The organism is Streptomyces sp. NPDC050636 (genome assembly GCF_040654775.1).
GTDB lineage: Bacteria > Actinomycetota > Actinomycetes > Streptomycetales > Streptomycetaceae > Streptomyces.
On record NZ_JBFAIP010000031.1, the window covers coordinates 1 to 20,737 of the forward strand.

The following is a 20,737-nucleotide window of genomic DNA, read 5'->3' on the forward strand; positions in this document are numbered from 1 at the left end:
CGCCGGCCAGGAAGAACATCCCGGCCGTCGCGGCGGCACCGGCGTACGCACAGCCGCCCAGCAGCTTCCGCCGTCACCGGTGAGGCGGACGCCATCGTCCAGGTCTTCGCCTCCGACATGCGGCATTTCGAGCGGGTGCTGGAGCGGATAGCCGGCGAGCCGTTCGTGGAGCGTACGAAGTCCGTGCTGGTGCTCTCGCCACTGCTGCGGCGGTTCGGGTCGGGGGCGCCGGGCTGAGCCGGGCGCGGCTCGTGAACCGAGCCCCCGCTGCATGAACCGAGCCCCGGGGGACCTGTGGCGGGGTGCCCTGAGTCCGGACGTGCGCCAGCAGCGCGTCCCGGCCGTGGACGGTGCCGATGGGGGGACCGCTCGTGCACCGCAGCGGGGAGCGCATTCGGCAGCGGTCGAGGGCATGGCCGGGAGGCTAGAGTCGCCTCCAGGTGACCTCAACTGCAAGGTGTGCTCTGCATGATTGCGCGGAACGCAAATATCGACCTCAATCTGCTGACGGCGCTCGACGCACTGCTCGAAGAAGAGAGCGTGACCGCGGCCGCCGACCGTCTGGGGCTCTCCGGTCCCGCCATGAGCCGCGCGCTCGGCCGGATCCGCCGTACGATCGGCGACCCCGTCCTCGTACGTGCCGGCCGCCGTATGGTGCCGACGCCGCGTGCCCTGGAGATCAGGGCCGAGGTGCGGCGGCTGGTGGAGGCGGCGCACGGCGTGCTCGCCCCGTCCGCCCCTGCCGATCCGGCCCGGCTGGCCCGGGTGTTCACCATCAACGCCAACGATCTCCTCGTCACCGCCGTCGGTCCGGGCCTCGTCGCCCGCGCCGCCCGGGAGGCGCCGCAGGTGGTGCTGCGCTTCCTCGGCGAGAGCCATGTCGACGTGCCGATGCTGCGCGACGGCGTCGCCGACCTGGAGCTCGGCGTCATCGACAGCCGCGAGCCGGAGATCCGTACCGAGGAACTCTTCGAGGACCGCGGTGTCGCGGTGGTACGCGAGGGACACCCGCTCACCGCCGCGAAGCTCACCGTGCGCCGCTTCGCCGACGCCCCGCATATCAACTTCACCCGCCGCGGCCGCCTCACCGGCCCCGTCGACGAGGCCCTCGCCGAGCGGGGGCTGCGCCGTAAGGTGATCGCCACCGTCCCGACCTTCGCCGCATCGCTGATGATGGTGCAGGACACCGATGCGGTGGGGCTGTCCAACGAGCGGATCGGGGCCGCGACGGTGCGCAGACTGGGGCTGCGGACGCTGGAGATACCGCTCGATCTGCCGTCGATGACGATGGCCATGGCCTGGCACCCACGCCAGGACGCGGACGCCGGCCACCTCTGGCTGCGCGGACTCGTACGTCAGGTCATGGCGGAGACCGTCAGCGAGTAGATCGCCGGCAGGGCGGACGCGGTGGACGCCATCACGGCGGCAGCCGCCGCCGATGTCCGACCGGGGGGTCGACACCCCCCGTCCGACCTGCACAGACACAGGACGCAACGAATCGCCGCGGAGTCCCTTGAACGCGCAATGAATCCTCCACCGGCACGCAACGGTGGCGCCTTGTCCAGGATCGGCGGCGGCCCGTACCGTCAATGCGTCCCGCCCGAACCGTCCCGCCGAGGGGTCCCATGTCGTCGCTGCGTACCGCCCTGCTCCAGAGTTCGGGACGGCCCGGCGACGTGGAATACAACCTCAAGGTGCTGGCCTGGGCCGCCGGCGACGCGGCGGCGTCCGGTGCCGGGCTGCTGGCCTGCCCCGAGCTGTTCCTGACCGGCTATGCGATCGGCTCCGGCGTCCGCGAGCTCGCGGAGCCGGCGGACGGCGAGAGCGCCGACGAGGTGGCCCGCATCGCCGCCGAGCACGGCATCGCGGTGCTCTACGGCTACCCGGAGCGCGGCCGGAACGACGAGAGCGCCGGGAACGAGGCGGATGTCGCCGACACGGCAGGCGCCGCGCACGACGAGAGCGGCCCCGTCTACAACTCCGCGCAGCTCATCGGCCCCGACGGCGCCCGCCTTGCGAACTACCGCAAGACGCATCTTTTCGGCTGCTTCGAGCGCGAGTGGTTCACGCCCGGCGACACCCCGGTCGTCCAGGCCCAGCTGGACGGCGTCCGGATCGGCATCATGATCTGCTACGACGTCGAATTCCCCGAGAACGTCCGGGCGCACGCCCTGGCCGGCACCGACCTGCTGCTGGTGCCCACGGCCCAGATGCACCCCTTCCAGTTCGTCGCCGAGTCCGTCGTCCCGGTGCGCGCCTTCGAGAACCAGATGTATGTCGCGTACGTCAACCGGGTCGGCACGGAGGGCGAGTTCGAGTTCGTCGGCCTCAGCTGCCTGGCGGGGCCGGACGGCATCGTACGCACCCGGGCAGGCCGCGCCGAGCAGCTGGTGGCGGCCGATGTCGACGCCGCCTTCCTCAAGGAATCGCGGGCGGACAACCCGTATCTGCACGACCGGCGGCCGGAACTGTACGGCTCGCTGATGTGACCGATCCGCTCCCACGCCGCTCGGTCCGCCCTGCCTGAAGCCGAACCTGCCGTCTCCGCCCCGCCCTGCCCCGCGCCTCGAACCTCCCGCCTTGATCCTCGCGCCTTGATTTCCCCTGTCCCGCCCCGCCTGCCCCGCCCTGTTCCGCCCGCAAGGAGTCGTACCCGATGACGTCCACGGTGCCCACCGCCGCCACCCACCACGCGGATGTCCAGCCGCCGATCACCATGTTCGGCCCGGACTTCCCGTACGCCTACGACGACTTCCTCGCCCACCCGGCGGGCCTCGGACAGGTCCCCGCGGTCGAGCACGGCAAGGAGGTCGCGGTCATCGGCGGCGGCCTCTCCGGCATCATCACCGCCTACGAGCTGATGAAGATGGGCCTCAAGCCCGTCGTCTACGAGGCGGACCAGATAGGCGGCCGGCTGCGCACCGTCGGCTTCGAGGGCTGCGACCCGTCGCTGACCGCCGAGATGGGCGCGATGCGCTTCCCGCCCAGCTCCACCGCGCTCCAGCACTACATCGACCTGGTGGGCCTGAAGACCAAGCCGTTCCCCAACCCGCTGGCGCCGGACACCCCTTCGACCATCGTCGACCTCAAGGGCGAGTCGCACTACGCCCGCACCGTGGACGACCTCCCCGAGGTCTACCACCAGGTCATGGACGCCTGGAACGCCTGCCTCGAAGAGGGCGCGGACTTCACCGACATGAACCGGGCGATGCGCGAGCGCGACATACCGCGGATCCGCGAGATCTGGTCCCGGCTGGTCGAGAAGCTCGACAACCAGACCTTCTACGGCTACCTCTGCGACTCGACCGCGTTCAAGTCCTTCCGTCACCGGGAGATCTTCGGCCAGGTCGGCTTCGGCACCGGCGGCTGGGACACCGACTTCCCCAACTCCATCCTGGAGATCCTCCGCGTCGTCTACACCGAGGCCGACGACCACCACCGCGGCATCATCGGCGGCAGCCAGCAGCTGCCGCTGCGCCTGTGGGAGCGCGAGCCGGAGAAGATCGTCCACTGGGCGCAGGGCACCTCGCTCGCCTCGCTGCACGACGGCGCGCCGCGCCCGGCCGTCACCCGGCTCAACCGTACGGCCGGCAACCGGATCACCGTCACCGACGCCGACGGCGACATCCGCACCTACGAGGCGGCCGTTTTCACCGCGCAGTCCTGGATGCTGCTGTCGAAGATCGCCTGCGATGACGCGCTGTTCCCCATCGACCACTGGACGGCGATGGAGCGCACCCACTACATGGAGTCCAGCAAGCTCTTCGTGCCCGTGGACCGGCCGTTCTGGCTGGACACCGACGAGGAGACCGGCCGGGACGTGATGAGCATGACGCTCACCGACCGGATGACCCGCGGTACGTACCTGCTCGACAACGGCCCGGACGAGCCGGCCGTCATCTGCCTCTCGTACACCTGGTGCGACGACAGCCTCAAGTGGCTGCCGCTGAACGCCAACGAGCGGATGGAGGTCATGCTGAAGTCGCTGTCGGAGATCTATCCGAACGTCGACATCCGCAAGCACATCATCGGCAACCCGGTCACCGTCTCCTGGGAGAACGAGCCCTATTTCATGGGTGCGTTCAAGGCCAATCTGCCCGGCCACTACCGCTACCAGCGCCGTCTGTTCACCCACTTCATGCAGGACCGGCTGCCCGAGGACAAGCGCGGCATCTTCCTCGCGGGCGACGACATCTCGTGGACGGCGGGCTGGGCCGAGGGCGCCGTGCAGACCGCACTGAACGCCGTATGGGGTGTGATGCACCAGTTCGGCGGCGGCACCGACGCGACCAACCCGGGCCCCGGTGACGTGTACGACGAGATCGCGCCGGTCGAACTCCCCGAGGATTGAGAAGGGCCGACGGACGGCCGACGGACGGCCGACGGAGGCTGTCGGCCGGGCCTGCTCGCCCCGCTGTGCGTCAGTTCAGCGGCGTGAGCAGGCACCGTCCGACCATGCCCACACTCGCGTCCAGCCGTTCGGTGAACTCCTCGGCCACCTCGGGCAGCCGGCGCGAGCCCCACAGCATCCGGGCCGCGGCCCAGGCGCCGTCCCTGGCCATCTCCAGGCTCCAGGAACCGGCGAGATGGGTCAGCGGATCGGCGATGTCCAGCAGGTCGGGGCCGGGCATCAGACTCTCTCTGATCTGCTCCTCAAGACCGGTGAGGACGTCCCCGATCCGGTCGAAGTCCCCTTCCAGGGACGACGGTTCGCAGTCCAGGGCCCGGCAGGTGTCCACCACCGCGAGCGCCAGATCGTGCCCGATGTGCGCATTGATACCGGCCAGCGCGAACTGCAGCGGACGTACGCCCGGATGACGGCGCAGCTGGAAGAGCGGCCGCCAGCAGGCCGGTGGCCGCAGCCCCGCGGCCGCGGCGTCCAGCGCGCCGAAATAGCGTTCCGCGAACCGGATGTCCAGCTCGCCGGCGGCCGTCGGATCGTGGAAGGCACCGTCACCGATGCGCTGTGCCACCGCCTCGGTGACGGTCAGATAGACCCGGTTGAAGACGGCCACCCCGTCATCGGCGGGCAGGCCGGCGTCCAGCGCCCGCATCCGTGCCAGCACCCCCGCCACACCTGTGGCCGCCGAGGGCCCCGCACCGCCGGCGGGCCATGCGTCCGACTCCCCGGTCGTGTCCTGTTCACCGTGCCCGCCGCACTGCTGAGTCGTCGTCATTTTCTCAGCGTGACATCAGGTCGGCGAATATCCGCGGCCACCGTGTGGCGATGACCGGATCGGGGTAATAGACGGCGCGCCTTCTTGTGGCTTTTCGGGTGAGCCGCAGAGAACGGCAACGGCCTTTGAGAACCGAATAACTTCGGCGCCCCAGGGACAGCTGCGTTCGGTGAGGCGCCGAATTCCGGAGGTTGACGCATGTCCCGACGACTTGCCGCCGCCCTGTCCGCCCCCTTCTTCGGAGTGTCCGCGCTGCTGGTCGCGGCCTCCCCGGCGCAGCCCGGAACCCCTGCCGACAAGCCCCGCGTCCTGTCGAGCTGGACACAGCCGAGCGCGAGCAGCTATGCGATCTGGGCAGCCGCCCGGGGAAATCAGTCGCAATGGTCCGCATACGGATTCGACTGGTCCACCGACTATTGCTCGACGTCGCCCGATAATCCCTTCGGTTTCCCCTTCGAGATCTCCTGCGCGCGGCATGACTTCGGTTACCGCAACTACAAGGGAGAGGACACCTTCCGCACCGACAAACCACGGCTGGACAGTGCCCTGTACGAGGACCTGAAGCGGGTCTGCGAGCGCTACTCGCGCGCGCAGAAGGCCTCCTGCCGGGCGTTGGCCTGGACGTACTACCAGGCAGTCAAGAAGCTCGGCTGAGCCGGGCGATCAGTCCTTCTCCGGCCCCGCCGCGGTTTCGTCGTACGACGAGGTCCCCTCGTCCAGCAGCGGTGGCTGCGCCTTGAGATGTGCGGGGGCCAGGGCCCGCAGCACGTGGTAGCCGGAGAGCACCACGATCGTGCCCAGCGCGATCCCGCTGAGCTCGAAGTTGTCGCTGATCCGCAGGCTGATGCCGCCGATGCCGATGATGACGCCCGCGGCGACCGGCACAAGATTGAGCGGATTACGCAGATCCACCTTGTTGTGCACCCAGATCTGGGCACCGAGCAGGCCGATCATGCCGTACAGGATGACGGTGATGCCGCCCAGCACGCCGCCGGGGATGGCGGCCACGACCGCGCCGAACTTCGGGCAGAGGCCGAAGAGAAGGGCGAAGCCCGCCGCCGCCCAGTAGGCCGCGGTGGAGTAGACACGGGTCGCCGCCATCACGCCGATGTTCTCGGAGTAGGTGGTGTTGGGCGGACCGCCGAGCGCGGTGGAGAGCACCGAGGCCGCACCGTCCGCGGAGATCGCGGTGCCGAGCTTGTCGTCCAGCGGATCGCCGGTCATCTCGCCGACCGCCTTGACGTGTCCGGCGTTCTCCGCGACCAGCGCGATCACCACGGGCAGTGCGACCAGGATCGCCGACCACTCGAAGCTCGGCCCGTGGAACGACGGCAGTCCCACCCAGTCCGCCGAGCCGACCGCCGAGAAGTCCAGCCGCCAGTGGTCGGTGACCTTCCCCGCGCCGTTCATCGAATGGATCATCCCGAAGGTGCGGTCGAGGACCCATGAGACGGCATAGCCGAAGACCAGCCCGAGGAAGATCGCGATCCGCGCCCAGAAGCCGCGCAGACACACCACGGCGAACGCGGTGACCAGCATCGTCAGGAGAGCCACCCACTGGTCCTGCGGCCAGTACGTACTCGCCGTCACCGGCGCCAGATTGAAGCCGATGAGCATCACCACCGCGCCGGTGACCACCGGGGGCATCGCGGCGTGGATGATCCGCGCCCCGAACCGCTGCACCGCCACGCCCACGAGGAAGAGCGCGACACCGACGGCCAGGACCGCGCCGGTGACGGTCGCGCTGGTGCCGCCCTGCGCCCGGATGACGGCCGCGACGCCGACGAAGGAGAGCGAACAGCCCAGGTAGGAGGGCACCCGGCCGCGGGTGGCCAGCAGGAAGATGACCGTTGCGACGCCCGACATCATGATCGCGAGGTTGGGGTCGAGGCCCATCAGCACCGGTGCGACGAAACTCGCGCCGAACATCGCGACGACATGTTGCGCGCCCAGGCCCGCGGTCCGCGGCCACGACAGCCGTTCATCCGGCCTGACCACGGCTCCAGGGGCCGGGTTGCGCCCGTCGCCATGCACGGTCCAGCGCACACCGAGGCCCATGGCTGCTCCACTTCTTCGTCACGGAGGTCTTCGTAACGAGGTCTTCATACCGGGGGGACAAAGCATTCTAAGCAGCCGCTTACGATGGCTCCGACCCGTAACAGCAGCATCACTTGCACCAAACGCAGCAGCGACCGCACCAAGAATTCCAGGAGCAGCAACCCGTGAGCGTCGAAACCCTCCAGGCCGCCGGCCCCGTCCCGTTCGGACAGCTGGTCCCCGTCACCGTCCACTTCGACGACCTCGACGCGCTCGGCATGCTCCACAACTCCCGCTACCCGCTGCTCGTCGAACGCGCCTGGGCCGAGTACTGGCACGGCCACGGCTTCGGCTTCGACGGCGACTGGGCCGCCGCCGGCGATATGTGCAACGTGATCAAGGAGATGCGCGTCTCCTACGAGCGCCCGGTCACCCGGCCCGGCCACTACGCCGCGCACCTGTGGGTCGAACGCCTCGGCCGCACCGGCCTCACCTACGGCTTCCGGCTCTGCGACGCGGACGGCACCGGGACCTATGCGCAGGGGCACCGGGTGCTGGTGCGCGTCGACCCGCAGGCGCTGCGGCCCACGCCCTGGTCGGAGCGTGCGCGGGCGATAGCGGCCGGACTGCTGCGCCCGGAGGCCGAGGCGGCCTGACCGCCCGCTGGGCGGGAGGTGCGGTGTCAGAGACCGCAGCGGCGCAGCGCCTCCCGTACGGCCATCGCCCCGGCCTGCTCGAATCCCCGCTCGTGGGAGTCGACCTCGTGCCAGCGGGCGTCGGTGACCGTGCACCGGGCGGCCGCCCGTACGCCCTCCGGGAGTTCGCCGAGGGCCGTCCGGACGCCGTTCTCCAGCGCCCCCACAAACTCCTCGGGCAGCCACTCCCGCGCATACCGTCCCCCGCGCCTGAGGTCCCGGTTGCGCTGCTGGTCGCGCACCGGCCAGTCGAAGACGACCGGCGCGAACCCGTCGTCCGGCAGCGGCTCGAAGTCCATGGTGAAGATCGCGAACGGCCCGCCGCACGATGTCTGGCAGACATGCTTGACGAACACGTCCCGCACCGGGTGCGGCGGGAAACGACGGGGTTCGGGCGCGGTGGTCATGGGAGCTCCGGGACGGTGACCGGCGCGGCGACGGCCGCCGCGCCGGTCAAGAGCGTTCCAGATCGGTGGCCTGCGTCGCGACGGGTTTACCCGCCTCACGCCCCGGTGCCCGCAGTACCCGCGCGCCCATGACCAGCCCGAACGCCAGCACCGTGACCAGCGCGAACGACATGGTCAGCGAGGTGGCCTCGGCGATACCGCCGATCGCGGACGGTGCGAGCAGCCCGGATGTGTAGGTGATCGTGGCCACGCCGGCGATCGCCTGGCTGGGGGCGGGGCCGCTGCGGCCGGCGGCCGCGAAGGCGAGCGGGACCACGACCGCGATGCCGAGGCCCAGCAGCGCGAACCCGGCCATCGCCGGCGCCGGATGCCACGCCGTCATGATCAGCAGGGCACCGGCGGTGGCCAGCAGTCCGCCCGCCCGTACGGTGCGCACCGCGCCGAAGCGGGCCACCACCTTGTCGCCGGCCAGCCGGGCGGCGGCCATCGTGCAGGTGAAAGCGGTCGTCGAGGCGGCCGCCAGGCCCGCGTCGGTGCCCAGTACGTCGCGGAGATAGACCGCCGACCAGTCCAGGCCGGAGCCCTCCGCGAACACCGCGCAGAACCCGACGGCACCGATGAGCAGCGCGGACCTGGGCGGCAGCGAGAAGCGCGGCGGCGGGTGTTCCTCGGGGGCGCTGCGCAGATCGAGTACGCCCCGGCAGGCGAGCGTGCCGACGGCGGTCAGTACGAGGGCGGCGCCGCCCAGATGGAGCCGGGCGTCCGTCCCGGCGTGCGCGGCGACGGTGCCGGCCGCCGAGCCGAGCAGCGCGCCCACGCTCCACATGCCGTGCAGCCCCGACATGATCGGCCGGCCGAGCCGGTCCTCGGTCTCCACGCCCAGCGCGTTCATCGCGACGTCCGCCATCCCGGAGGTCGCGCCGTAGACCAGCAGCGCCGGGAACAGCGCGTACAGGTTGGGGGAGAGGGCCGGCAGGAGCAGCGAGAGCGTCCAGAGGCCGAGCAGTCCGCGCAGCGCGGTGCGGGCACCCAGGCGATGGCTGATGCGGCCGGCCAGCGGCATGGCCAGGGACGCGCCGATCGCGGGGAAGGCGAGGGCCAGCCCGAGCTGGCCGGGAGTGATGTCGGTGTGGTCCTGGATCCAGGGGATGCGGGTGGCGAAACTGCCGGTCACCGCGCCGTGGACGAGGAAGACGAGGGCGAGGGACCGCTGCGCTTTGGCTGGGCCGACTTGGTTGCTCGCCGTTTTCGGCCGGCCCGCCGTGGGGGTTTCTCGCCGTTGCGCCTGCGGCGGGCGGGGCCGTCTGCGGTGCGCGCCGTTGTCGGGTGCGGCGCCGTTTCGCCTGCGGCGCTGTTGCCGCTGCGCGGGGCTGTCGGGTGCGGTGACGGGCCTCCGGACTCCGTCCTGCGGCCCGTCCCCTCCCGTTGTGGTGGGGAGGGGGACGGTGGGTGGGGGCGCGCCTGCGTCGCCCCCTTGCTGGTCATGGTCCCCGGGGGCCACCTCTCCCGATTCGGGAAACCTGTCAGACGATTCGGGAAACCTGTAGGACTGCGCGCGCCTCCACCGTCTTTTCACCACCCACCCACGGTAGGTGCCGGACCGCAGGACGGAGTCCGGAGGTCCGGAACCGCTGCCGAACAGCCCCGCGCAGCGGCAACGATCCCGCCGCAGCCCACAGCGGAGGGAAAGCCGAACACGGCCGCGGCGGAGCGCAGCGAACAGGCACCGCTGCCGAACAGCCCCGCGCAGCGGCAACGATCCCGCCTCAGTCACAGCGGGGGGAAAGCCGAACACGGCCGAGGCAAAGCGCAGCGAAAAGCGCCCCCGGCCACAGCACACCCAGCGCGAGTACCGCCACCAGTGCCCGTGCCGAGGCCGCCGACTGATGGCCGAAGTGGGTTGTGTGGAAGGCCAGATGGGGCAAGTTGAAGGCGAGGTACGCCAGCAGCGCCACGTACGTCAGCCGCCGCTCGCTCACATACGCGGCGGCGCCCAGCATGATGGCCAGCGCGAGGTTCATCGCGCCCAGATCGCGCATCAGATGCTCGTTGTATGGGGGCAGCGCGGCGACCCAGGGCATGTCGAAGAACGACCGTGGGGAGAACAACTGCCATATACCGATGGTTAGTTGGACGGTAGCGAGCAGGAACAGGCTGGCCCGCAGCCAGGTGCGGGCGGGCGACGGCCGTGCCGGGCGTTCCGTCATCGCCGCACCTCGCCCGCCACGCGCTCCGCCAGGAACTCCGCATAGGTCCGCTGCCCGTCCGCGTGTCCCGGCGTGAGGTTCTCGCCCCGGCGGAACGCCGCGAACGACGGGCCCGGCAGCCACAGCGGCGCCAGCAGCCGGTGCCGCCCGCCGGCCTTCAGCGTGGCCCGTACGAGATCCCGGGTCTCCAGCACCTCGGGCCCGCCCATGTCGGGGACCCGCCCGGCCGGCTCGCCGACCGCCAGCTCCGCAAGCCGGGCGGCCACTTCACGCACGTCCACCGGCTGAACCCGTACGCCCGTCGGCACCGGCAGCACCGGCGACCGGGCACCGGCCTTGATCACCGTGAGCACCAGGTTGTGGAACTGCGTGGTGCGCAGCACCGTCCAGCCGATGCCCGACTCCTCGACCGCCCCCTCCACCGCGAGCTTGGCGCGGTAGTAACGCAGCGGGATCCGGTCCACGCCGACGATCGAGATATAGACCAGATGCGGGATATGCGCCGCCTTCGCCGCCGCGATGAGCCGCCCGGCCGCATCCGTGTCGCCGCCGGTAGGCGCCGTGGCGCAGTGCACGATCGCGTCCACGCCCGCCACCGCCTCGTCGAGCCCGGTGCCGTCGTGCAGATCGACCGCGTGCACCCGCAGTCCGGGACGCTCGGTGCCGGTGTGCGGCCGCCGGCTCAGCGACCGCACGTCTTGGCCGTCGTCGAGAAGCCGGTCGACCAGCGCCCGCCCGAGCGTGCCCGTACCGCCGGTCACCAGAATTGTCGCCATCGCGGATCATTCCTTGAGGTGGGAGATTGAGGTGGGAGAAGAGACGCGTACTCCCTTAGCGGCGAGTACTCCCGTTATGACGAAGCACGCGCTCCGGCTGTGACAGCCGACGCGCCGCGGCCTGTGAGGCAGCCCACAGGGCTTCGCTCGCATGGGCGACGATCAGGCGTGGCAGACTGAAGCTGTACTGACATAAGAGCAGCAGCGCACTCCGGGGTCGGTGTAATTCCGAACCGGCGGTTACAGTCCGCGACCCGTCCGCAGCCAGCGGCCGGTTGAGCAGGTGAAATTCCTGCACCGACGGTGAAAGTCCGGATGGGAGGCAGTGCGCGGCGGGCGAGCTTCGGTACACCGCCGTCGGCGGCGCGTCCGGTCATTCCCGGACGAGCCCCCTTTTCCGGCCGCGGTGTCCCCGTGGCTCTGTTTCCGCTTCTGTCGTCCAGACAGCCCCGGAGTCCGTGCCTTGAGAGGCAGGAGGACCCGGTGGCCATCGCAGCCCCCGACGAGACCGCGGCGATGCGCCGAGCCATTGAGCTCGCCGCGCGCGGCCTCGGGCACACCAGCCCCAACCCCGTGGTCGGCTGTGTCGTCCTGGACTCCGAAGGCCGTACCGCCGGCGAGGGCTGGCACCGGCGCGCCGGCGGGCCGCACGCCGAGATCCACGCACTGCGCGCGGCCGGCGAGCGGGCCAGGGGCGGCACCGCGTTCGCCACCCTGGAACCCTGCAACCACACCGGCCGCACCGGCCCCTGCGCCCAGGCGCTGATCGACGCCGGGATCGCCCGCGTCGTCTACGCCGTCCCCGACCCCACCCCGACCGCCACCGGCGGCGCCGTCACCCTGGCCGAGGCCGGCATCGACGTCGAGGGCGGACTGCTGGCCGACGAGGCCGCCGCGGGCAACGAGGCCTGGCTGACCTCGGTCCTGCGCCGCCGGCCCTTCGTGCTGTGGAAGTACGCCGCCACCCTCGACGGCCGGATCGCCGCAGCGGACGGCAGCAGCCGCTGGATCTCCTCGCCCGAGTCGCGCGCCGATGTGCACCGGCTGCGGGCCGCCGCGGACGCCGTCATCGTCGGCTCCGGCACCGCCCGCACCGACGACCCGCAGCTCGGCGTCCGGATCAGCCTCTCGGACGACGAGATCAGCCAGCCGCTGCGGGTCGTCGTCGACACCGGAGCCACCGCCGTCAAGGCCGGTGCCCGGGTCCTGGACGGCACCGCGCCCACCCTCATCGCCGTCGCCGAGGACGCGGACACCGCGCACCTCGAAGGCCTGGCCCCGATCGTCCGGCTGCCGTGCGCCGCCGAAGGGCTCGGCCTGCACATCCCCGCACTGCTCCAGGCCCTGTACGAGCGCGATGTGCGCTCCGTACTGCTCGAAGGCGGGCCCACGCTCGCCGGTGCCTTCCTCGCCGCCCAGGCCGTCGACAAGGTCGTCGGCTATCTCGCGCCGGTACTGCTCGGCGCCGGCCCGGCCGCCCTCGGCGACGCCGGAATCTCCACCATCGCCCAGGCGTTGCGGCTCGACGTGACCGACACCGACCGGCTCGGCCCCGACCTGCGCGTCACCGCCACTCCCATTCGCCACGCCCTCCCCGAGGAGAACTGAAGTGTTCACCGGAATCGTCGAAGAACTGGGTGAGCTCGTCGCCATCGAGAACCTCGGCGACAGTCCCCCAGCTAACGCTGGGGGTGCCCCCACCCGCTTCCGGCTGCGCGGCCCCCTCGTCACCGAGGACGCCAAGCACGGCGACTCGATCGCCGTCAACGGTGTCTGTCTGACCGTCGTGGACACCGCCGACGGTGAATTCACCGCGGATGTGATGGCCGAGACGCTCAACCGCTCCAGCCTCGGCGCGCTGGCCGCCGGCTCGCGGGTCAACCTGGAGCGCCCCATGGCGCTGGGCGGCCGGCTCGGCGGGCACCTCGTCCAGGGCCATGTCGACGGCACCGGCACCATCGCCGAGCGCACGCCCGGAGAAAACTGGGAGATCGTCAAGATCACGCTGCCGGCCGCGCTCGCCCGCTACGTCGTCGAGAAGGGCTCCATCACCGTCGACGGCGTCAGCCTCACGGTCGTCGACGCCGCGGACGACTACTTCACCATCAGCCTCATCCCCACCACACTCGACCTGACCACCCTGGGTATCAAAAAGGTCGGCGACCCGGTCAACCTTGAGGTGGATGTGCTCGCCAAGTACGTCGAGCGGCTGCTGGGCCAGGGCACTTCGCAGGCTGCGGACGGCAAGGACCTCGCGGATCTCGCGGAAATCAAGGAGATGGACCGGTGAGCGCCCTCGGCTGGCTGAACGGCGAGGCCTTCGCGGCCTTCGGACAGCACATCATCTGGTCCGACATGATCGGCAACACCATCGGGCTGGCCGCCCTGGCCCTCGGCTGGCGCCGCTCCATATGGACCTGGCCCGCCCAGTTCCTCTCCGGTGTCATCCTCGTCGCCGCCTACGCCTCCGCTCACCTCAGCGGCGGCGTCGGCAAGCAGCTGCTGGTCATCGGCGTTGCGGTATGGGGCTGGCGGCAGTGGCAGCGCGGCCGTCAGCAGGCGCAGGACGGCTCCATCGCCGTCCGCTTCGCCACCTGGCGCGAGCGCGGCCTGCTGCTGGCCGCCACGGCCCTCGGCACCGCCGCCGTCGGCACCCTCTTCACCCTGATCCCGAAGCTGTCCTGGAACCCCTGGCCGGACGCCTACATCTTCGTCGGCACGCTCGCCGCGATGGTCTCCCAGGCACGTGGCCTGGTCGAGTTCTGGTTCGCCTGGCTGCTGGTCGACCTCGTCGGGGTCCCGCTCGCCTTCAGCAGCGGGCTCGCCTTCTCCGGCTTCGTCTACGTCGTCTATCTCGCCCTCGTCGTGTGGGGCATGCGCGACTGGTGGCTGCGCTCGCGGGCAGCCGGCCGTCCCGTCCTGGAAGGAGCAGCGGCATGACCGCACTGCAGAGCTGGTACGACGCCGAGAGCGTTGACGAGGCAGCGGCACTGACGCTCGACCCCATCGAGCAGGCCATCGCCGAGATCGCCGCGGGCCGCCCCGTCGTCGTCGTGGACGACGAGAACCGCGAGAACGAGGGCGACCTCGTCATCGCGGCGGAGATGGCCACCCCCGAGATCGTCGCCTTCATGATGAGCGAGTGCCGGGGACTGATCTGCGCGCCCATGGAGGGCCCGGAGCTGGACCGCCTCGAACTCCCGCAGATGGTCGAGAACAACACCGAGTCGATGCGGACCGCCTTCACGGTCTCCGTCGACGCCACCGCCGCGCACGGCGTCAGCACCGGCATCTCCGCCGCCGACCGCGCCACCACCCTCCGGCTGCTCGCCTCCGGCGAATCGGTCGCCGGGGACTTCGTGCGCCCCGGCCATATCTTCCCGCTGCGCGCCAAGCCCGGCGGCGTGCTGGTCCGTAACGGCCACACCGAGGCCGGCGTCGACCTGGCCCGGCTCGCCGGACTGCGCCCGGCCGCCGCCATCGTGGAGATCGCCGGCGAGGACGGCACGATGCTGCGGCTGCCCGAGCTGGTGCCGTTCGCCCGTAAGCACGGCCTGGCGATCATCTCCATCGAGGACCTGATCGCCTACCGGCAGCGGTCCACCCCCACCGTCCGCCGCGAGGCCGAGACCCGGCTGCCCACCGCGCACGGCGAGTTCACCGCGTACGGCTACCGCTCCACCGTCGACGGCGTCGAGCACATCGCGCTGGTTGCCGGCGAGCTCGGCGACGGCGAGGACGTCCTGGTCCGGGTCCACTCCGAGTGCCTCACCGGCGACATCTTCCACTCGCTGCGCTGCGACTGCGGCCCCCAGCTGGAGGCCTCGCTGGAACGGATCACCGAGGCCGGCCGCGGCGTGGTGATCTACCTGCGCGGCCACGAAGGACGCGGCATCGGGCTGCTGTCCAAGCTGCGCGCCTACGAACTCCAGGAGCGCGGCCGTGACACCCTCGACGCCAACCTGGAACTGGGGCTGCCCGCCGACTCCCGCGACTACGCCGCGGGCGCGCAGATGCTGCAGGACCTCGGCGTGCGCTCGCTGCGCCTGATGACCAACAACCCTGACAAGACCGCCGCCCTGGTGCGGCACGGCCTGAAGGTCAACGGCCGTGAGCCGATGCCCGTCCAGGCCGGCGAACACAACCTCCGGTATCTGCGCACCAAGCGGGACCGGATGGGGCACGACCTGCCCTGGCTGGACGGCGACCGCGCGTCCGCCTGCGACCACCAGTAGCCGGCATCAGAGTCACCACAGCACCGTCAACCATCACCTGTACGAGGAGAACCGTGAGCGGCAAGGGCGCACCCGAACTGACCGTGAAGAACTGTGGCGACCTGCGGGTGGCCGTCATCGCGGCGCAATGGCACGAGAAGGTCATGGACGGCCTGGTGGACGGCGCGCTGCGGGCCCTCACTGAGCTCGGCATCGACGAGCCGACGCTGCTGCGGGTGCCCGGCGCCTTCGAGCTGCCGGTCGTCGCCAAGGTCCTGGCCGGCCGCGGCTATGACGCGGTGGTCGCCCTCGGTGTGGTCATCAGGGGCGGCACCCCGCACTTCGACTACGTCTGCCAGGGCGTCACCCAGGGCCTGACCCAGGTCTCGGTGGACACCGGCGTACCGATCGGCTTCGGTGTGCTGACCTGCGACACCGAGCAGCAGGCCCTGGACCGCGCGGGCATCGAAGGATCGACCGAGGACAAGGGCCACGAAGCGGTCACCGCCGCGGTCGCCACCGCGGCGACGCTCCGCTCCGTCTCCGAACCCTGGCGCTGAGTGGCGGGGGCGACCGCGTAGGGTAGGGATCACCATGTCCAAGAAGACGTTCGAGGAGCTCTTCTCCGAGCTCCAGCAGAAGGCCGCCACCGGCGACCCGGCCACCTCCCGTACCGCCGAACTGGTGCAGGCCGGGGTCCATACCATCGGCAAGAAGGTCGTCGAAGAGGCCGCCGAGGTGTGGATGGCCGCGGAGTACGAGTCCGACGAGGCCGCCGCCGAGGAGATCTCCCAGCTCCTCTACCACCTTCAGGTGATGATGGTCGCCAAGGGGATCTCCCTCGACGACGTCTACGCCCACCTCTGATCCACCCCCCCCTCACCACCCCAACTCCCTTTAGCTGCAAAGGAAACCCGCTCTCATGCTGCGCATCGCTGTCCCCAACAAGGGTTCACTGTCCGAGCCTGCGTCGGCGATGCTCCATGAGGCCGGCTACCGCCAGCGCAAGGACCGCAGGGAACTGGTCCTGGTCGACTCCGACAACGAGGTCGAGTTCTTCTTCCTGCGCCCGCGCGACATCGCGGTGTACGTCGGATCCGGCAAGCTCGACATCGGCATCACCGGCCGTGACCTGCTGCTGGACTCCGGAGCCGACGCCGAGGAGATCCTGCAGCTCGGCTTCGCCGGCTCGACGTTTCGCTACGCGACCCGCCCGGGCACCGCGAAGGACGTCACCGAGTTCGGCGGCATGACCATCGCCACCTCGTTCTCCGGCCTGGTCACCCAGCACCTCGCCGACAACGGCGTGGACGCCTCCGTCGTGCACCTCGACGGCGCCGTCGAGACCGCCATCCAGCTCGGCGTCGCCGAGATCATCGCGGACGTCGTGGAGACCGGCACCACCCTGCGCAACGCGGGCCTGGAGATCATCGGCGACCCGATCCTGAAGTCGGAAGCGGTGGTCATCCGCCGCACCGGCGCCCCGGACGACGACCCGAAGGTGCGCCAGTTCCTGCGCCGTATGCAGGGCGTCCTGGTGGCCCGCCGCTACGTGATGATGGATTACGACATCCGGGTGGAGCACGTCGAGAAGGCCGTCGCGCTCACCCCCGGCCTGGAGTCGCCGACCGTCTCCCCGCTGCACCACGAGGGCTGGGTCGCGGTCCGCTCGATGGTCCCGTCCAAGGACGCCCAGCGCATCATGGACGAGCTCTACGACCTCGGCGCCCGCGCGATCCTGACCACCGGCATCCACGCCTGTCGGCTCTGATCCGCGATCCGCAAGACCAGTACGCGACATACGAGAAGTACGAGAGATACGAGAAAGACACCGCCGTGTCCGCGCCCGACGCCCCGCCCGTTCCGCTGCCCAGCCTCCCGGTGACATTCCGGCCGACCCGCACCCGGGTCGTCCTGTACGCCGTCGGCATCGCCCAGCTCGCCGCCCTCACGGCGATCGCGCTGGCGCTGCCGAAGCTGAGCGGCGGCGAGCGGATCAGCTTCATCCTCACCGGAGCGCTGGTGCTGGCCGTCCTCCTGCTGCTCGGCCGCCCCAAGGTGGTCGCGCGGCCAGAGGGCGTCACCGTCGTCAACCTCACCACCAAGCGCGAGCTTGCCTGGGCCCAGATCGTCCGCGTCAACCTCCGGGTCGGCGACGCCTGGGTCCATCTCGACCTCGCCGACGGCACCAGCCTCCCCGCGATGGGCATCCAGCCCGGCATCGCCAGGGACCAGGCCATCCGTGACGCCCGCGCGCTGCGCGACCTCGTCGAGAACCACGGCGCCGTCGATCACACGGCCCTGTGAGCCTGCCCTAATCCGCGCCCCGCTGATTACTCTGTTCCCCGGGACGCGCTGAGCGCCCCGCCCCTCAGTGGGACACCTGCGACCCGAGGAGTGACTCCCTCCAGCGATGGACGGATCGTCCTGTAGTACCTGCGCCGCCCCTCCGCATACGACGGGGGCGGCGGCATGACCGGCCCCCTGCTTCTGCTCGCCGCGGCATTTGTCCTGATTCTGGCCAACGGTTTCTTCGTGGCCGCGGAGTTCGGACTCGTCACCGTCGAGAAGGCGGACGCCGAACGGGCCGCGGCCGACGGCGACCGCCGTGCCCGCACCGTCGTCTCCGCGCTGCGTGAACTCTCCTTCCAGCTGTCCGGCACCCAACTCGGCATCACGATCACCTCCTTGGTGGTCGGAATGCTCGCCGAGCCCGCGCTGGCCCAGCTGCTGTCCGGCCCCCTGCTCGCCACCGGCCTGCCCAAGGGCGCGGTCCCCGGCATCGCCGTCGCGATAGGCATGCTGCTGGCCTCCGCCGTCCAGATGGTCATCGGCGAGCTGGTGCCCAAGAACTGGGCCGTCTCCAAGCCGCTGCAGGTCGCACGGTTCGTCGCCGGCCCGCAGAACGCCTTCTCCCGGTTCTTCCGCCCGGTGATCACCCTGCTGAACACCGTCGCCAACCGCCTCGTCCGCTCCCTGGGCGTGGAGCCCACCGATGAGCTGGCCTCCGCCCGCACCCCCGGCGAGCTGGTCTCGCTCGCCCGCCACTCCGCGCAGGCCGGCGCCATCGAACAGGACACCGCGGACCTGTTCGTCCGCACCCTCTCCCTGGGCGATCTGACCGCCGAGAACGTCATGACGCCTCGGGTACGGGTCAGCGCCCTCCAGGCTTCCGCGACCGCCGAGGACGTCGTCAACCTCACCCGCGCCACCGGACTCTCCCGCTTTCCCGTCTACCGCACCCGCCTCGACGAGATCGTCGGCATGGTGCACCTCAAGGACGCGCTGGCCGTCCCGGCGCACGAGCGGCTGCGCACCCCGGTCGGCCGGATCACGGTGCCGCCGCTGCTGGTGCCCGAGACGCTGCCCGTCCAGCCACTGCTGGAGCGGCTGCGCAGCGAGCAGCCGATCGCGGTGGTCGTCGACGAGTACGGCGGCACGGCCGGGGTGGTCACGCTGGAGGACATCGTCGAAGAGCTCGTCGGCGAGGTCCGCGACGAGCACGACCGGGTGGACCTGCCCGAGCTGGGCCAGGCCCCGGCCGAGGACGGCCGCCCCGCCTGGGACGCCGACGGCGGCTGCCGGGTGGACACACTGCGGCGGATCGGCCTGGCGGCCCCCGACGGCCCGTACGAGACGGTGGCAGGACTGGTGGCACACATACTCGGCAGGATCCCGGCCCCCGGTGACACCGCCGAACTCGACGGCTGGCGGCTGCGGGTGCGGCTGGTGTCGCACCACCGCGCCGAGCGGATAAGGCTCGTACGGACGGCGGCCGCCGGGGCCGCGGTGCCGCCCGCACCCGAAGCGCTTCGTGAGCCCGCAGTGGCCGGTGCGGAGGTGGCCCGGTGACCCTGGCCCAGCTCCTCTTCGCGCTGCTGCTCGTATTCGCCAACGGCTTCTTCGTCGGCGCCGAATTCGCCCTGGTCTCGGTACGCCGCAGCCAGGTCGAACCGCTGGCGACGGAAGGCTCCAAGCGGGCCCGGCAGGTCCTGCACGGCCTGGAGAACCTGCCGCAGATGATGGCCGCCGCCCAGTTCGGCATCACCATCTGCTCCCTGACGCTCGGCGCGGTCGCCGAACCGACCGTCGCCCACCTCCTGGAGCCGGTCTTCCACGCGGTGCATCTCCCCGAGCCGCTGATCCACCCCCTCGGCTACGTCATCGCCCTGGCAGTGGTCGTCTTCCTGCACCTCGTCATCGGCGAGATGGTCCCCAAGAACATGGCGATGGCGGCGCCCGAGAAGACCGCACTGTGGTTCAGCCCCGGCCTGGTCGCCTTCGCGAGGCTGTGCCGGCCCGTCACCGCGCTGCTCGGCGCCTGCGCCCACGGCGTGCTCCGGCTCTTCCGCGTCGAGCCCAAGGACGAGGTCGAGGCGGTCTTCACCAGCGAGCAGCTCACCCATCTCGTCGAGGACGCCGGCCAGGCGGGCCTGCTCGCCCCCGCCGAACAGGAACGGCTGTCCGACGCCCTGGAGCTCGGCAGCCGCCCCGTCACCGACGTCCTCCTCGACCCGGCAGGACTGGTCACCGTCGATCCGACGGTGACCCCCCGCCAGGTGGAGGAGCTGACCGTACGGACCGGCTACTCCCGCTTCCCGGTCTGCGCGCCCGGCGGCGCGTACATGGGCTATCTGCACGTCAAGGACGTCCTGGACCTGGAGGAACGGGACCGCGCGGTGCCGCAGCGGGTCTGGCACCCGATGGCGACGCTCCGCGCCGAACTGCCCCTGGACGACGCCCTGACCGCGATGCGCCGGGCCGCCTCCCATCTGGCGGCGGTCGCCGACGCCACCGGGCGGGTGCTCGGCCTGGTCGCGCTGGAGGACGTACTGGAGATGCTGGTCGGCGAGGTTCGCGACCCGGCGCACCGCACGGCACCCGCGGCCCGTCCGGGGCGGGAGAAGGCGGCGGACCGCGTCACCGGACCGCGCGAGGAGCCGACGCTGCCCGCGGACGACCGGGCACTGGCCGGCTGAGGACGGGCGCGCCTCGGAGCTGTTCTCCGGGGCGTGCCGGGGTCGTTCTCCGGGGCCGTCCTGTCTCTGGGGCGTGCCGGGCTCGCGCTTCGGGGTGTGCTGGGCTCGTGCTTTGGGGTGTGCCGGGCTCGTGCTTCGGGGTGTGCCGGGGCCCGCTCTTCGGGGCGCGCCGTACGCCCGACGCGGCGTCTTGTCGATCACGTGGTGAACCCGGGAATACCGCCCAGCGCCCCGCGCGTTGTGGC

22 protein-coding genes and 1 riboswitch are annotated in these 20,737 nt (G+C 71.1%); of the genes, 16 read left to right on the top strand and 6 right to left on the bottom strand.

The window, feature by feature from the left end:
- The 4 genes from AB0I10_RS22280 to AB0I10_RS22295 form a co-directional block, all read left to right on the top strand.
- Positions 1–237 (top strand): Lrp/AsnC ligand binding domain-containing protein (locus AB0I10_RS22280; RefSeq protein ID WP_363154294.1); only part of this gene is annotated, 237 nt, incomplete at its 5' end.
- Positions 238–468: 231 nt separating this feature from the next.
- Positions 469–1,386, top strand: a complete 918-nt coding sequence (locus AB0I10_RS22285; protein ID WP_363154295.1) for a LysR family transcriptional regulator — start codon at positions 469–471, stop codon at positions 1,384–1,386.
- Between the two features lie 239 nt (positions 1,387–1,625).
- The gene (locus AB0I10_RS22290; protein WP_363154296.1) at positions 1,626–2,489 is read left to right on the top strand and encodes a carbon-nitrogen hydrolase family protein; all 864 of its coding nucleotides are present in this window, start codon (positions 1,626–1,628) and stop codon (positions 2,487–2,489) included.
- Between the two features lie 167 nt (positions 2,490–2,656).
- Positions 2,657–4,351, top strand: a complete 1,695-nt coding sequence (locus AB0I10_RS22295) for an NAD(P)/FAD-dependent oxidoreductase (protein WP_363154297.1) — start codon at positions 2,657–2,659, stop codon at positions 4,349–4,351.
- Positions 4,352–4,421: 70 nt separating this feature from the next.
- Here AB0I10_RS22295 and AB0I10_RS22300 read toward each other — a convergent pair whose 3' ends face one another.
- On the bottom strand, positions 4,422–5,177 hold the full coding sequence (locus AB0I10_RS22300) for a DUF5995 family protein (RefSeq protein WP_363154298.1): 756 nt from the start codon (positions 5,175–5,177) through the stop codon (positions 4,422–4,424).
- Between the two features lie 198 nt (positions 5,178–5,375).
- Here AB0I10_RS22300 and AB0I10_RS22305 point away from each other — a divergent pair, with 198 nt between their 5' ends.
- Positions 5,376–5,831, top strand: a complete 456-nt coding sequence (locus AB0I10_RS22305; RefSeq protein WP_363154299.1) for a phospholipase — start codon at positions 5,376–5,378, stop codon at positions 5,829–5,831.
- Between the two features lie 9 nt (positions 5,832–5,840).
- Here the strand turns inward: AB0I10_RS22305 and AB0I10_RS22310 are convergent, their stop codons facing one another.
- Positions 5,841–7,235, bottom strand: coding sequence for a solute carrier family 23 protein (locus tag AB0I10_RS22310; protein WP_363154300.1), 1,395 nt, complete (start codon positions 7,233–7,235; stop codon positions 5,841–5,843).
- Positions 7,236–7,399: 164 nt separating this feature from the next.
- On the opposite strand from AB0I10_RS22310, the gene AB0I10_RS22315 reads away from it, so the two are divergent.
- Positions 7,400–7,870 carry a hotdog domain-containing protein gene (locus tag AB0I10_RS22315; protein WP_363154301.1) on the top strand — a complete coding sequence of 157 codons (471 nt, stop codon included), beginning with the start codon at positions 7,400–7,402 and terminating at the stop codon, positions 7,868–7,870.
- A 26-nt stretch (positions 7,871–7,896) separates the two neighbouring features.
- Here AB0I10_RS22315 and AB0I10_RS22320 read toward each other — a convergent pair whose 3' ends face one another.
- From AB0I10_RS22320 to AB0I10_RS22335, 4 genes are all read right to left on the bottom strand, one after another.
- Complete coding sequence (locus AB0I10_RS22320; protein ID WP_363154302.1) at positions 7,897–8,316, bottom strand: hypothetical protein; 420 nt, start codon at positions 8,314–8,316, stop codon at positions 7,897–7,899.
- A gap of 46 nt (positions 8,317–8,362) precedes the next feature.
- Entirely contained in the window at positions 8,363–9,817 is a 1,455-nt protein-coding gene (locus AB0I10_RS22325) for an MFS transporter (RefSeq protein ID WP_363154303.1), read from the bottom strand.
- 265 nt (positions 9,818–10,082) lie between these two features.
- On the bottom strand, positions 10,083–10,523 hold the full coding sequence (locus AB0I10_RS22330) for a hypothetical protein (RefSeq protein WP_363154304.1): 441 nt from the start codon (positions 10,521–10,523) through the stop codon (positions 10,083–10,085).
- On the bottom strand, positions 10,520–11,299 hold the full coding sequence (locus AB0I10_RS22335) for an NAD(P)H-binding protein (RefSeq protein ID WP_363154305.1): 780 nt from the start codon (positions 11,297–11,299) through the stop codon (positions 10,520–10,522). The genes AB0I10_RS22330 and AB0I10_RS22335 overlap by 4 nt, the downstream gene beginning before the upstream one ends.
- Before the next feature lie 202 nt (positions 11,300–11,501).
- Positions 11,502–11,632: riboswitch (FMN riboswitch) on the top strand.
- Between the two features lie 150 nt (positions 11,633–11,782).
- Here AB0I10_RS22335 and ribD point away from each other — a divergent pair.
- The 10 genes from ribD to AB0I10_RS22385 all read left to right on the top strand — a co-directional run bounded on the left by ribD (position 11,783) and on the right by AB0I10_RS22385 (position 20,492).
- Positions 11,783–12,907: a bifunctional diaminohydroxyphosphoribosylaminopyrimidine deaminase/5-amino-6-(5-phosphoribosylamino)uracil reductase RibD gene (ribD, locus tag AB0I10_RS22340; protein WP_363154306.1), complete on the top strand. Its 1,125-nt coding sequence runs from the start codon at positions 11,783–11,785 to the stop codon at positions 12,905–12,907.
- A gap of 1 nt (position 12,908) precedes the next feature.
- Positions 12,909–13,589, top strand: a complete 681-nt coding sequence (locus AB0I10_RS22345; RefSeq protein ID WP_363154307.1) for a riboflavin synthase — start codon at positions 12,909–12,911, stop codon at positions 13,587–13,589.
- Positions 13,586–14,239, top strand: a complete 654-nt coding sequence (locus AB0I10_RS22350) for a nicotinamide mononucleotide transporter family protein (protein ID WP_363154308.1) — start codon at positions 13,586–13,588, stop codon at positions 14,237–14,239. The genes AB0I10_RS22345 and AB0I10_RS22350 overlap by 4 nt, the downstream gene beginning before the upstream one ends.
- Positions 14,236–15,534, top strand: a complete 1,299-nt coding sequence (locus AB0I10_RS22355) for a bifunctional 3,4-dihydroxy-2-butanone-4-phosphate synthase/GTP cyclohydrolase II (RefSeq protein WP_363154309.1) — start codon at positions 14,236–14,238, stop codon at positions 15,532–15,534. The genes AB0I10_RS22350 and AB0I10_RS22355 overlap by 4 nt, the downstream gene beginning before the upstream one ends.
- 53 nt (positions 15,535–15,587) lie before the next feature.
- The gene (gene ribH, locus AB0I10_RS22360) at positions 15,588–16,073 is read left to right on the top strand and encodes a 6,7-dimethyl-8-ribityllumazine synthase (protein WP_363154310.1); all 486 of its coding nucleotides are present in this window, start codon (positions 15,588–15,590) and stop codon (positions 16,071–16,073) included.
- Positions 16,074–16,107: 34 nt separating this feature from the next.
- Positions 16,108–16,380 (top strand): phosphoribosyl-ATP diphosphatase, encoded by a 273-nt coding sequence (locus AB0I10_RS22365; protein ID WP_086720687.1) that lies wholly within the window; start codon positions 16,108–16,110, stop codon positions 16,378–16,380.
- Positions 16,381–16,435: 55 nt separating this feature from the next.
- Positions 16,436–17,284, top strand: a complete 849-nt coding sequence (gene hisG / locus AB0I10_RS22370; RefSeq protein WP_363154311.1) for an ATP phosphoribosyltransferase — start codon at positions 16,436–16,438, stop codon at positions 17,282–17,284.
- Between the two features lie 65 nt (positions 17,285–17,349).
- On the top strand, positions 17,350–17,820 hold the full coding sequence (locus tag AB0I10_RS22375; RefSeq protein WP_363154312.1) for a PH domain-containing protein: 471 nt from the start codon (positions 17,350–17,352) through the stop codon (positions 17,818–17,820).
- Between the two features lie 165 nt (positions 17,821–17,985).
- Entirely contained in the window at positions 17,986–19,365 is a 1,380-nt protein-coding gene (locus AB0I10_RS22380; protein WP_363154313.1) for a hemolysin family protein, read from the top strand.
- Positions 19,362–20,492, top strand: coding sequence for a hemolysin family protein (locus tag AB0I10_RS22385; protein WP_363154314.1), 1,131 nt, complete (start codon positions 19,362–19,364; stop codon positions 20,490–20,492). The genes AB0I10_RS22380 and AB0I10_RS22385 overlap by 4 nt, the downstream gene beginning before the upstream one ends.
- Positions 20,493–20,737 lie beyond the last annotated feature (245 nt).